Here is a 12,508-nt window from a genome sequence, read left to right as displayed (position 1 = left end):
GGAAGAACTACGAGGAGGGCACGCTCTCCCGCCTGGCCTTCGATAACCTCTCGATCAACGTCAAGCTGGCGTATCCCGACGGCACCAGTCAGGAGCAGCGCTTTTGGCCCGAGTGTTACAGCACCACCTCAACTAACAGCGGCGCGCCCGTGCCGGTCGTGTTCGCCAAACCAGAAGCTTCAAAATGAAAACCCTCCTCACTGCCCTGATGCTCTCATTGCTGGCCTCACTGCACGCAGCATGAGATTCCATTCCCGCCTCGCTGGACAACCACGACGCCCACGACTACGCCGAGGTATCCGCGAGTGGCTACCGAGACGCCCGCAAGTGCTGCGGGAACGAAGTGGAGTGAGCAAGTGTGGGCAGGCTCGTGAGAGGGGACTGAGCCGGGAAAACATTGGAATGAGCAGGGCTGTGATGCCGGGCCGCTGGTGGGGTTCGCCCGCCAGGCTCGATCAAGCACTGGCTGGTTTCAACGAAGCCTCCGGCATCGCCAAGTTCATAACGTCCTGGAAAGAACCCGAAAAAAAGACGCGTTTTGTCACTGGTATGACCTCCTACCAGAAACCTCATCCATGAATCAAATCGACCTCCAAAACCGCATCGCCATTGTCACCGGCGGCGCTCGCGGCATTGGCCGTGCCATTGCCGAACGTCTCCTCGCCTCGGGGGCGCGCGTCTCGCTTTGGGATGTGGATGAAGCGGCGCTTGCGCAGGCTTCGTCCGAGATGGGCACGCCGGACACCGTTCATACCGCGACTGTCGATCTCGCGGACCTCGCCTCTGTCCAGGCCGCCACCGCAGCCACCGTGGCCAAGTTTGGAAAGATCGACATCGTTGTGAACAACGCAGGTATCACCGGTGGCAATGCGAAGACTTGGGAACTTGATCCTGCCGACTGGCGGCGCGTGATGGAGATCAATCTGAACGGCCCCTTCTACTGCTGTCACAGCGTGGTCCCGCATCTCATCACCAACGGCTACGGCCGCATCGTGAACATCGCCTCCATCGCAGGCAAGGAAGGCAATCCCAATGCAGCGCACTACAGCGCTTCCAAGGCTGCTGTCATCGCATTGACCAAGTCTCTCGGCAAAGAACTCGCCACGGCGAACATCACTGTCAATGCCGTCACACCTGCCGTCATCGCCACAGACATCCTCCAGCAGATGCAGCAATCGCACATCGATTACATGCTCTCGAAGATCCCGATGGGACGCTTTGGCAAGAAGGAAGAAGCTGCCGCACTCGTGGCCTGGCTTTGCTCAGAAGACTGCTCCTTCACCACTGCCGCCGTCTTCGATCTCTCCGGCGGCCGCGCGACTTACTAAACTCCATCACACACCTCTCCATGAACATCACCGCACTCGAACGTCCTGCATCCCTTGTCGAACGCGTCTGTCAGCAACTCGCCGAACTCATCCGAGGCGGCAGTGCTGAGGAAGAGCGCTGGCTGCCCGGCGAGCGCTCCTTGGCCGAGAAACTCGGCGTCAGCCGCACCGTCGTGCGTGAGGCGACCAAGCGGCTGGAACAGCAAGGCATGCTCGAAATCCAGCACGGCACCGGTATCAAGATCGTGGACCGCCTTCACCGCCCTTTGAATGACTCCCTCTCGCTGCTCATTCCTGATATGGCGGACCGTCTTCAGCAGCTCAATGAGACACGGCTCTCCATCGAACCGGATGCCGCCGCCTACGCCGCGCAACGAGCCACCAAGGAGCAACTCAAGACGATGCGGCGCATCCAGAAACAGCTCGAAAACGCCGCCGAAGGCCCTGCGGCCATCGAGGCCGATATCGCAGCACATCACGCCATCGCCGATGCCAGTGGCAACCTCATCTATCGTCTCATCCTCGATTCCCTCGCCGATCTCGGTGTCTCCAGTCGTCTGCGCACCATCGGGCGCATCGGCAAGCAAACGGCCATCGACCATCACGAGGCCATCCTCGTCGCCATCGAGAACCGCGACCCCGAAGCCGCCCGCGCCGCGATGCGCCACCACATCCTCGCCGCTGGTGAGGACATGAATCTGCCAGCTCTCAAAACCCGAAAGGCCAAGTGAGAAATGAAGCCCATTCTACTGCCCCCATTCTTTTGCCTGATCTTCTGCGTTTTCTCCCACGCAGCCGACGGCGCGTTCTTCGACTCGAAAGTGCTGCCCATTCTCCAGCAGCGCTGTTTTGAGTGCCACTCGCATGGCTCGAAGATCAAAGGAGGCCTCGCGCTCGACTCACGCTCGGGCTTGGAGGAGGGCGGCGACAACGGTCCCGCGATCAAACCCGGCCAGTTGGAGGCCAGTTTGCTCATCAAAGCAGTCCGCTATGTCGATGCGGAGTTCGAAATGCCGCCGAAGGGCAAGCTCGCAGCCAGTGAGATCGCCATTCTCGAAGAATGGGTGAAAAGCGGTGCGCACGACCCACGAACCGCTGGAGCCGGAAAGCAAAAGAAAGGCATCGATCTGGCCGCTGGACGCCAGTTTTGGGCCTTCCAGCCTGTGCGCAATCCCTCGCCGCCGAAGGTCAAAAACACGTCTTGGCCGCTCGACCCGCTCGATCACTTCATCCTGGCCAAACAGGAGCCCAAAGGCATTCAGCCTGCCACCGATGCTGGACGCCACATCTGGCTGCGCCGGGTGTCACTCGATCTCACCGGCCTGCCGCCCACCGAGGAGGATGTGCGGGCTTTTGAGAGCGACACCACGCCGCAGGCATTTGAAAAGGTGGTGGACCGCCTTCTCAACTCCAAAGCCTACGGCGAGCGCTGGGCGCGGCATTGGCTCGATCTCACCGGCTACGCGGACATGATGGGCACCTCGAACAGCGTCTATGCCGAGCATGCGTGGCGGTATCGCGATTACCTGATCAACGCCTTCAATACCGACAAACCCTTCGACGAGTTTATCCGTGAGCAGATCGCGGGCGATCTGATGCCAACGAAGTCCACTGAAGATCGCGCCGCCAAGATCACCGCCACCGGCTTCCTCATGGTGGGCGACATCGAGATCGTGAACCCGGACAAGGCGAAGATGGAGACGGATCACATCGATTCCCAGATGATTAAAATCGGCCAGACTTTCATGGGCATGACGCTCGGCTGTGTGCGCTGCCATGATCACAAGTTCGACCCCATCGGAGTCGATGACTACTACGGCATAGCGGGCATGCTGCGCAGTTCACCTTCCTCGCACAAGATGCCCAATATGGGCGTGTGGAGCACCATCAACAGCACAGCACTGCCCGAGACGCCGACTCAACTTGCCGCGCGCAAAAAGCTCGAAGCCGAGAACGAACAACGCATCGCAAGCCTCAAGGCCGAGCAAAAGAAGCTCACCGACGAGAAAGCCACTGTCGCCAAACAACTCGCCGCTCTTGGCAAACCCACAGCGCCAGCATCAAAAGTCGTCGCCGCTACGGACAATGTACAACGCGACATTAAGACCAATGCTGACACCAAGCCAGCTGCCGACAAAGACGCCCTCAGCAAGCGCCGCGACGAGATCGACGCCCAGCTCAAGAAGCTCGCCGACACCATCAATCACGCCGAGTTCTTCAAGGACAAGACCCCACGTGCCTTCGCCATGAGCGATGGCCCGGCGCCTGCGGACATGCCGATCTACGTGCGCGGCAATCCGTATGCACCAAGCAACGTCGTTCCACGCGGGACCCTTCGCGTCGCCTCGTGGGAAAAGTTCCCCGCCATCCCAGCCGGCCAGAGTGGACGTCTGCAACTCGCCGACTGGCTTGCCGACAAACGCAACCCGCTCACCGCCCGCGTGACGGTGAACCGCATTTGGCAAAAACTCTTCGCCACGGGTATCGTGCCCAGCGTGGATTACTTCGGCACTCGTGGTGATGCTCCCACGAACCCTGAGTTGCTCGATCATCTTGCCGCTCGATTCATGCGCGGCGGTTGGTCACAGAAAGCGTTGCTTCGCTCGCTCGTTCTTAGCCGTGCCTATCGCCTGAGCAGCTCCAACGATGCCCTAGCGATGAAGCTCGATCCCGAGAACAAACTCTTCTGGCGCATGAACCGCCAGCGCCTCGATGCCGAGGCCATGCGCGACTCCATGCTCGCCATCAGCGGCGAGCTCGCTCGCGACAGCGGCGGCCCTGCGTTGGTCCTCGAAGAACCCGAGAACTGCGGTGCATTGGCTCTGAAAGGTGTCAATCCACCGAACTACAAGCATAGCAAGCCACGCCCCTTGCAAGAGTTTGAGCGCACCCTCTATCTTCCCGTGCTTCGTGGCGGCACCGCTGGGCCAGATCGCTTGCGAGCCTTCTTTGATTTCGTTGATCCCGCGGGCACGGCCGGACAGCGAAACCAGACCGTGGTGCCCACACAGTCGCTCTTCCTGCTCAGCAATGACCTTCTCCGCAAACGCGCGACCAAGCTAGCAGACCATTTCATTGCCGCCGAACCGAACGAACTCGCGCGACTCGAAGCCCTCTGGCTCCGCGTGCTGAATCGCCCCATCACCAGCACCGAGCGCGAAGAGGCCACCACCTTCCTCGGCCAGGTGGAGTCGCTCATCAAAACCGTCAAAGGCCGCCCCGCCTTGGAATCCATCAAGTGGCGCGAACTCTGCCACAGCCTGCTGGCCTCGAATGAGTTCGTGTTTCGTCTCTAACCTCCATCACCTGCAATCGCCATGAACTCAATCCTCACTCGCCGCCAAATCCTCCAGCGCACCGCCTGCGGCTTTGGTGCTCTTGCATTGCAAGACATCGCAAGCGCGGCCTCAAATCCGCTCGCAGCTCGCATCCCTGGCATGATGCCGAAGGCGAAGCGCGTCATCTTCCTCTTCATGGGCGGTGGTCCTTCGCAGATGGATCTCTTCGACCCGAAGCCCTTCATTGAGCGCAAGCATGGGCAGAAGATCGACTCGCCACTCCGCAAAGAAGTCACGCAGATCGGTACGGATCAGTTCCTCGCCTTGAAGGCCATGGCTCCGGTGCGTCCGCGTGGACAGAGCGGCATGATTATCTCTGATTTGATGCCGCACCTCGCCACGGTGGCAGATGATATTTGTCTGCTTCGCGGCATGAACGCCGATAACCCGCAGCACGCAGGCGCGACGCTGCAATTTCACACCGGCACCTTTGCTGAAGTGCGTCCTTCGATGGGCGCATGGGTCAGCTACGGACTCGGAACCGAGAACGCCAACCTGCCCAGCTTTGTTAGCATCCAAGGTGGTGGCGTGCGTGAATACGGCTCAGCGTTCCTGCCTGCGATTCATCAAGGCACGAAACTGACGGTGCCGCTCGACAGCAAATCATTGCCTGTCGAAAACCTGCGCAACGTCTCCGAGAACGACGCCATTCAGCGCCAGCGCATGGATTTCATGGCCCGCATGAACCGCCGCCTTGTCGGCGACCTCGGTGGCGATGCGAACATGGAAGGCATGATCCAAAACATGGAACTTGCTGCGCGAATGCAGCTCACCACGCCTGCGATCGTGGACATCTCGAAGGAGAGCAAAGCCACGCTCGATCTCTATGGTGTCGGTGGCAAGGACACGAACACCTTTGGCCGCGCTTGCCTGCTCGCTCGCAAGCTCAGCGAGGCTGGCGTGCGCTTCGTGCAAGTGAGCATCGGCGGCTGGGATCACCACGGCGACATCCGCGGCAACCTCCCAAAACTCTGCTCTCAGACCGATCAACCCGTTGCTGCCTTGCTCAAAGATTTGAAATCACGCGGCCTTCTCGAAGACACGCTTGTGCTCTGGAGCGGCGAGTTTGGTCGCACGCCGTGGAGCCAGGACCTGAGTGGGAAATCACCCATCGACAAACACGGCCGCGAGCATCAGCCCGAGAGCTTCTGCTCGTGGATGGCTGGCGGTGGAGTCAAAGCCGGCCTGACCTACGGCGACACCGACGACATGGGCTACCGCGCCATAAACGGCAAAGTCCACGTCCACGATCTGCACGCCACCATGCTGCACCTCCTCGGCATCGATCACCTCAAGCTCACCTCTCGCCACCTTGGTCGGGATTATCGACTGACGGATGTGTATGGCGAGGTGGTGAAGGAGATTCTGGCGTAGGCGCAGGCATAGGCACCCGAGATCAGGCAGGAGAATGGCTTCAGTCATTCTCCCTCCCCCATTTTTTGCCCGTCTCTATTTTGAAACAACCGATGAAACGCTTCCTCCCACTCCTCACCGCCCTGCTGCTCGCGCCACTGACCGCGCTGCACACTGCCGAAACAAAGCCTGCGAACAAACCCAATGTCATTGTGATCCTCTCCGACGATCTCGGTTGGGCGGACCTCTCTTGCTACGGCAGCACCTTTCACGAGTCGCCGAATCTCGACAAACTTGCCGCTCAGGGCATGCGCTTCACGCAGGCCTATTCGAGCAGTCCCTACTGCTCGCCTTCACGCGCGGCGATCATGACTGGGCGGCATCCGGCGCGGTTGAAGATCACCGATTACATTCCGAGCAATGGCAAGAGCGGCAAGCTGCTGCCCGCGGTGATGAAGATGGAGATGCCGCTGGAGGAAGTGACCATGGCTGAAGTGCTCCGCGATGCGGGCTACGCGACGTGGCACGTCGGCAAGTGGCACGTCGGCAAGTGGCACGTCGGCAAGTGGCATCTCGGCAAGTGGCATCTCGGCGACCTGGGTTACTATCCCGAGGATCAGGGTTTTGAAGTCAACGTGGCGGGCAATCACAGCGGCGCGCCCTCGAGCTTCTTCTGGCCCTATGGCGACAAGGAGGGCCTGACGGTGGCGCGCCCACGCACGCGAGATCAGATGAAGGGCTACCACGGCACACCAGTGCCAGGGCTTCATGCCGGCGGTCAAAAGGGCGAGCACCTCTGCGACCGGCTCACCAGCGAGGCGATGAAACTCATCGAGCAGCGCAAACAAGCGCAGCCTTTCTTCCTCTACCTTCCATTCTACGACGTGCATACGCCCATCATGGCGAAGCCCGAACTCGTGAAGAAATACGAGGCGAAAGCCGCACGCCTCGGTCTGCCACCCGTGCCGAAAACACCCCGCTTCACCGAGGACAACCGCGCCCACGGCGGCGGCACACCGCAGATGCCCGAAACCCAGGGGAACCCGGCCTACGCCGCCATGATCGAGACGATGGACACCAACGTTGGCCGTCTGATGGCAAAGCTCGATGAAATCGGCATCGCCGACAACACGCTGATCCTCTTCACGAGCGACAACGGCGGCCACAGTGTCACCAGCAACCGGCCGCTGCGCGGCTGCAAGGGCTGGCTCTACGAAGGCGGCGTACGGGAACCGTGGATCGTGAAGTGGCCCGGCGTGACCAAGCCCGGCAGCACCTGCGACGCGCCGGTGATGAACACCGATATCCTGCCCACCGTGTTGGAAGCCTGCGGCCTGCCGCCAAAGCCCGACCTCCACAAGGACGACGTCAGTTTCGCCTCGTTGCTCCGCGGCGACCCGAAACCGGTGCATGACGCCCTCTTCTGGCACTTTCCGCACTACGGCAATCACGGCAGCGGCCCGTGCGGCAGTGTGCGGGTCGGCGATTGGAAACTCATCGAGTGGCTGGAGGACGGCAGCGTGGAGTTGTTCAACGTCGCAACCGATCTGTCCGAGAAAAAAGACGTCGCCGCCCAGCATCCCGAAATCGTCCAGCAACTCCGAGAACGCCTCCACGCTTGGCGAAAGGAGACAGGCGCAAACATGCCCAATCCCAAGCGATGAAACGCACTCTCCCGCTCCTTGCCGCCCTGCTGCTCGTGCCGCTGGCCGTTCTGCACGCAGCTGCGCGCCCCAACGTCATCGTCATCCTCTCCGACGATCTCGGGTATGCCGACCTCGGCTGTTTTGGGTCGAAAGCGATCAAGACGCCTCATCTGGATCGCATGGCGGCAGAGGGCTTAAAACTCACGAGCTTTTACGCGCAACCCGTGTGCGGACCGAGTCGGGCGGCCTTGATGACGGGTTGTTTTCCCATGCGCGTTGCCGAGCCGGGCAATCGCAAGAACCAACACAACGTCCTGCACCCGCGCGAGGTCACGATGGCCGAGATGCTCAAGGACGCCGGCTACTCTACCGCGTGCATCGGCAAGTGGCACCTCGGCGCGCGCACGCCGGACGGCTGGAACCATGCGACGATGCCCAACGCGCAGGGCTTCGACTATTTCTACGGAACGCCGCTCTACAACGGCCTCACTCCGGCCGTCGGGGGCAACGCCTTTCGCAGCCAGATACTCCGCAACACCGAGGTCGCCGTTAAGGAGGTGCAGGACTGGGATCACATCACGCAGGACTACACGCGCGAGGCATTGGATTTCATCCGCGCCCATCGCGCAAAACCCTTCTTCCTCTACCTCGCGCACAACATGCCGCACATCCCGCTCGGTGCGTCGGAGAATTTCAAAGGCAAAAGCGCCGGCGGCCCGTTTGGTGATGCGGTGGAGGGGATCGACTGGTCGTGCGGAGAAATCGTCAAAGCGCTCAAGGAACTCGGCCTCGACGAACGCACGCTCATCGTCTTCACCTCCGACAACGGCCCGTGGATCGAGACCACTGACGGCATGAAGCCCGGCGGCAAGCCGTTCATCCCGCGCGAACACTCGGGCAACGCCGAGCCGTTGCGAGGCTACAAGATGGTCACGTGGGACGGTGGCTTTCGCGTGCCGTGCGTCGTGCGTTGGCCGGGAAACATCCCCGCCGGCTCGGTGAGCGACGAACTCACCAGCACCCTCGATCTGCTGCCGACGTTTGCCGCGCTCGCCGATACGAAACCGCCTGCCGATCGCAAGCTCGACGGCCTCGACCTCGGTGCCTTCCTGCGCGCGCCCTCCGGCAAGTCGCCGCGCGCCGATTTTCTGTTCTACAGTTACACGCACCTCCAGGCCGTGCGTGACGCACGTTGGAAGCTGGTTCTGCCGCGCCCCGAGTATCCTAGGTGGACGGGTTTCAGCGGCCGCTTCTTCGGCGATGGGGTGAGCGCGCTCGAACTCTACGACCTCAAGAGCGACCCCGGCGAAACGCGCAACCTTGCCGACACTCATCCCGATGAAGTCGCGCGCCTGATGGCGCTGGTCGAAAGCGCGCGTGCGGACCTCGGCGATTACGACCGCGTCGGCGCCGGTCAACGCTTCTTCGACGACGGACCGAAACGACGCGACATCACAGCTTGGAAACAGCCTGCGAAGAAGGACTCCAAAACGAAGTGAAAACGCCTTACCGCATGCAACGCTTTTTCACCCTCCTCACCGCCCTGCTGCTCGCGCCGCTGGCCGCTCTGCATGCCGCCGCTTCACCGAAACAGAAGCCCAACGTCCTCTTCATCCTCGCGGACGATCTCGGCTGGGGCGACTTGCGTTGCTATGGCAATCCGCACATCGACACGCCGGTGCTCGATGCGCTCGCGAAAGAAGGCGCACGGCTCACGGCACATTATTCGCCTTCGCCGCTGTGCTCTCCGGCGCGGGCCGGGTATCTCACCGGGCGGTTCAATCACCGCACGGGCGCGGTGGATGTGCCGAGCAATCGAGGGCTGGATCGGCTCGATTTGTCCGAGAAGACCTTTGGCGACTACTTCCGTCACGCGGGCTATGCGACGGCGCTCATCGGCAAATGGCACAATGGGCTCTATTGCCGCGATTACCTGCCGCACCTGCGCGGCTTCGATCTCTTCTTCGGCTTTCCGAATGGCGGGCAGGACTACTGGAAGTGGAATTTGCTGCGCAACGATGAACTCGTCCCGCACGACGGACGCTACCTCACGGATGCGTTCAATGATGAGTCCATCCATTTCATTCGCTCCCGGAAAGAAAGACCGTTTGCTTTGTTCCTCGCGCATCACGCGCCGCACAGCCCTCTCGCCGTACCGGATGCGTTGGTGAGAAAATATCGCGAGCGCCTTGGCAAGGACGCCAGCGAAGCTGTCGCCGTGATCTACGCGATGATCGAGGCGATGGACACCGGCCTGGGCCGCGTGTTCCAGTCGCTCAAGGACGAAAGCCTTTGGGAGAAGACCGTCATCGTCTTCACAAGCGACAACGGCCCCTGGCTCGCAAAGGATCCCGAACTCGGCTCGCAGCAGCGTTTCAACGGAGTCTTCTCCGGCCAGAAGCAAGACGTGCTGGAAGGCGGCATCCGTGTGCCCTGCATCGTCGCGTGGCCAGGGCACATTCCCATCGGTCAGGTCATCGATACGCCAGTCCATGGCTGCGACTGGCTGCCGACGCTCTTTGGTCTCACGGGTCAGTCCGCACCGGCGGGAGCCAAAGCCTTTGACGGGCTCAATATCATGCCGCTTCTCCTCGGCAAACCCACGCCAGCACTCACGCAACGAGCGCTGCCCTTCCAGCGCAACCGCTATGCGCCTTTGTCGCACTGCAACGCCGCCGTTCGCGAGGGCCACTGGAAGCTCCACTGGCCGGGCGACGAGGCATCATTGAAAAAGGACTCCGCACGGGACAATCCCTCGTATGTGCGCGGACTCACACAGCCCCACTGGGAGATGCCGCTCGACCGCCAGCTCGACGCGCCCACGACGTCAACGCAACCGTCGCCACGCCTCTACGATCTCGATGCCGATCCCGCCGAGAAACATGACCTTGCTGCGCAACATCCCGAGATCGTGCAATCGCTCACGCAGAAGCAGGACGCGTGGTTCACCCAAATGAACCGCGAGTGGCAGCAGTCACGCGCCAGCATCCTCGGACACGACCGCGCTTACTGGAAAGACCGCGCCAAACCCGATCCCGCAGCGCTCTTTAAGGATTTCTGGCAATGGAAATACGCCCCTCAAGTCACCGATCCGGAAACCGCCAGCCCGCTCCAGGTGTTCCGAGGCTTTTGGAACGATGGAGAAGATGAGAAGTGAAATTGAGAATAGCCAACCCGATGAAACACGCCCTAACACTCCTCACCGCCCTGCTGCTCGCGCCGCTGGCCGCGCTCCACGCCGCCGCGCCCGACGTTTTCAACATCACGACCTACGGCGCCAAGGGCGACGGCAAGACGATCAACACCTCCGCGATCCAGAAGGCCATCGACGCCTGCCATGCGTCCGGCGGAGGCACCGTTCTCGTGCCCGAAGGCGTGTTTGTGACCGGCTCGGTGCGACTCAAAAGCCGGGTCACTCTGAAGATCGCGAAGGACGCCATCCTCCGCGGCAGTCCGGACATCGCGGATTACACCCTGGAGACGGCGGAACTGCATTGGGGGGCCTTCTGGAAGTTTGCCGCCAGCCAGTGGAGGCAATGCCTCATCTATGCGGAAGATGCGGAGGAGATCGGCATCGAGGGGCCGGGCACGATCGACGGCCAGGGTGGCCGGGAGCGCAAGGTCTTCCCGAACGCCAAGGACCCGCGCCGCCCCATGCTGGTGAGGCTGGTGGGTTGCCGGAAGGTGACCGTTCGCGAGGTGAACCTGCTCGACCCCGCTTCGTTCACGACCTTCTTCGTGCGCAGCGAGGACATCCACATCGAGCGCGTCACGATCCGCAGCCGGAATTCCACGAATGGCGACGGCCTTGATTTCGACGGGTGCAAGCGCGTCCGCATCCAGGACTGCGACATTGATGCCGGCGACGATGGGATCGGCCCCAAGGTTTTTCATCCCGACTGGCCGAACGAGGATTTTGAGATCAGCGGCTGCCGCATCACCTCCCGCTGGCATGCCATCCGCGTCGGCGCGGAATCGATCGCCCCGATCCGGCGGCTCGCGGTGCGCGATTGTGTCTTCACGCGTTGTCAGGGCGGCATAAAAATCGAGGCGAGCGAGGGCGCGCTCTTCGAGGACCTGTCCTTCTCCCGCATCGAGATGAAGCAAGTGTGCCAGCCCATCATGGTTCTGGCTTCCCGCTTCGCCTTCAGCGCCCACAACCGATCGGCGCGCCCCCCGGCGGGACGAATCCGGAAGGTGCGTTTCTCGGACATTCGCGCGGTGGCGGCGGTCAGCGAAGACGGCGGTTTGAAGGGAAAAAGCGGCAAGAAGGACCCGTTCCAGCGTCCGTGCTCCGCGGTCGTTTCGCGCCCCGGTTCGCACATCGAGGACGTGTCCTTCACGAACATCGACCTCAACTTCCCGGGCGGCGGCACGGCGGAAGACGCCTCGCGCCTCGACGTGGGCGAACTGCTGGAATCCACCGACTACATGAAGTGGGCCGTTCCCTTCGACGGCGAAGTGCCCGCCTCGGCGCTTTACCTGCGCCACGTCAAAGACATGCGGCTGCAAAACGTTCGGCTCGCCGTGGAGAAGCCCGATGCCCGCGCCTTCATCGCCGGGGATGACGTGCAAGGCCTGACGCTGCAAGGCGTCGTCGCCCGTGCTCCCGCGCCGGTGCCCGGTCTCGCGAAACTCGCCGATGCCAGGGACGTAACCGACAAGGACTGCCGTGTGGAATGTGGCACCTCCGTGCCGGTGCTCGTCGCTCCGACGACGGAAGAACTGCGCCGCCTTGCCGAACTACGCACGCGGTCCGCCGCGCTCGACCGCGAAATCCAGAAGAAGGCCGATCAATTCGATGCAGAAGCCGGGAAGGACTCCAAAACCAAGTGACAAAACC

General features: G+C 61.7%; 9 protein-coding genes. All 9 read left to right on the top strand.

All coding sequences use genetic code 11. The annotated features are described in order from the left end of the window. Positions 1-188, top strand: a 188-nt coding sequence (locus ACILSI_RS27115) for a hypothetical protein (protein WP_395725057.1), incomplete at its 5' end; no start/stop codon positions are given. 387 nt (positions 189-575) lie between these two features. Next, positions 576-1,328 carry an SDR family NAD(P)-dependent oxidoreductase gene (locus ACILSI_RS27110; protein ID WP_395725056.1) on the top strand — a complete coding sequence of 251 codons (753 nt, stop codon included), beginning with the start codon at positions 576-578 and terminating at the stop codon, positions 1,326-1,328. Between the two features lie 20 nt (positions 1,329-1,348). Beyond that, the gene (locus tag ACILSI_RS27105) at positions 1,349-2,059 is read left to right on the top strand and encodes a FadR/GntR family transcriptional regulator (RefSeq protein WP_395725055.1); all 711 of its coding nucleotides are present in this window, start codon (positions 1,349-1,351) and stop codon (positions 2,057-2,059) included. Between the two features lie 3 nt (positions 2,060-2,062). Further along, a complete protein-coding gene (locus ACILSI_RS27100; RefSeq protein WP_395725054.1) occupies positions 2,063-4,624 on the top strand; it encodes a DUF1549 domain-containing protein in 2,562 nt (853 codons plus the stop codon). A gap of 21 nt (positions 4,625-4,645) precedes the next feature. Further along, positions 4,646-6,040 carry a DUF1501 domain-containing protein gene (locus tag ACILSI_RS27095; RefSeq protein WP_395725053.1) on the top strand — a complete coding sequence of 465 codons (1,395 nt, stop codon included), beginning with the start codon at positions 4,646-4,648 and terminating at the stop codon, positions 6,038-6,040. 92 nt (positions 6,041-6,132) lie between these two features. Beyond that, positions 6,133-7,683, top strand: a complete 1,551-nt coding sequence (locus ACILSI_RS27090; RefSeq protein WP_395725052.1) for a sulfatase — start codon at positions 6,133-6,135, stop codon at positions 7,681-7,683. Beyond that, entirely contained in the window at positions 7,680-9,164 is a 1,485-nt protein-coding gene (locus ACILSI_RS27085; protein WP_395725051.1) for a sulfatase, read from the top strand. The genes ACILSI_RS27090 and ACILSI_RS27085 overlap by 4 nt, the downstream gene beginning before the upstream one ends. Next, complete coding sequence (locus ACILSI_RS27080; RefSeq protein ID WP_395725050.1) at positions 9,161-10,822, top strand: sulfatase-like hydrolase/transferase; 1,662 nt, start codon at positions 9,161-9,163, stop codon at positions 10,820-10,822. The genes ACILSI_RS27085 and ACILSI_RS27080 overlap by 4 nt, the downstream gene beginning before the upstream one ends. 20 nt (positions 10,823-10,842) lie before the next feature. Then, entirely contained in the window at positions 10,843-12,501 is a 1,659-nt protein-coding gene (locus ACILSI_RS27075; protein ID WP_395725049.1) for a glycoside hydrolase family 28 protein, read from the top strand. Positions 12,502-12,508 lie beyond the last annotated feature (7 nt).

The sequence above is a fragment of the Prosthecobacter sp. genome, assembly GCF_044232965.1.
GTDB lineage: Bacteria > Verrucomicrobiota > Verrucomicrobiia > Verrucomicrobiales > Verrucomicrobiaceae > Prosthecobacter.
This window is presented reverse-complemented; position numbering and strand designations above follow the sequence as displayed.

Coding starts and splice junctions, on each gene's coding strand:
- ACILSI_RS27075 (WP_395725049.1), top strand. CDS start 10,843: ATGAAACACGCCCTAACACTCCTCACCGCCCTGCTGCTCGCGCCGCTG.
- ACILSI_RS27085 (WP_395725051.1), top strand. CDS start 7,680: ATGAAACGCACTCTCCCGCTCCTTGCCGCCCTGCTGCTCGTGCCGCTG.
- ACILSI_RS27090 (WP_395725052.1), top strand. CDS start 6,133: ATGAAACGCTTCCTCCCACTCCTCACCGCCCTGCTGCTCGCGCCACTG.
- ACILSI_RS27100 (WP_395725054.1), top strand. CDS start 2,063: ATGAAGCCCATTCTACTGCCCCCATTCTTTTGCCTGATCTTCTGCGTT.
- ACILSI_RS27105 (WP_395725055.1), top strand. CDS start 1,349: ATGAACATCACCGCACTCGAACGTCCTGCATCCCTTGTCGAACGCGTC.
- ACILSI_RS27095 (WP_395725053.1), top strand. CDS start 4,646: ATGAACTCAATCCTCACTCGCCGCCAAATCCTCCAGCGCACCGCCTGC.
- ACILSI_RS27110 (WP_395725056.1), top strand. CDS start 576: ATGAATCAAATCGACCTCCAAAACCGCATCGCCATTGTCACCGGCGGC.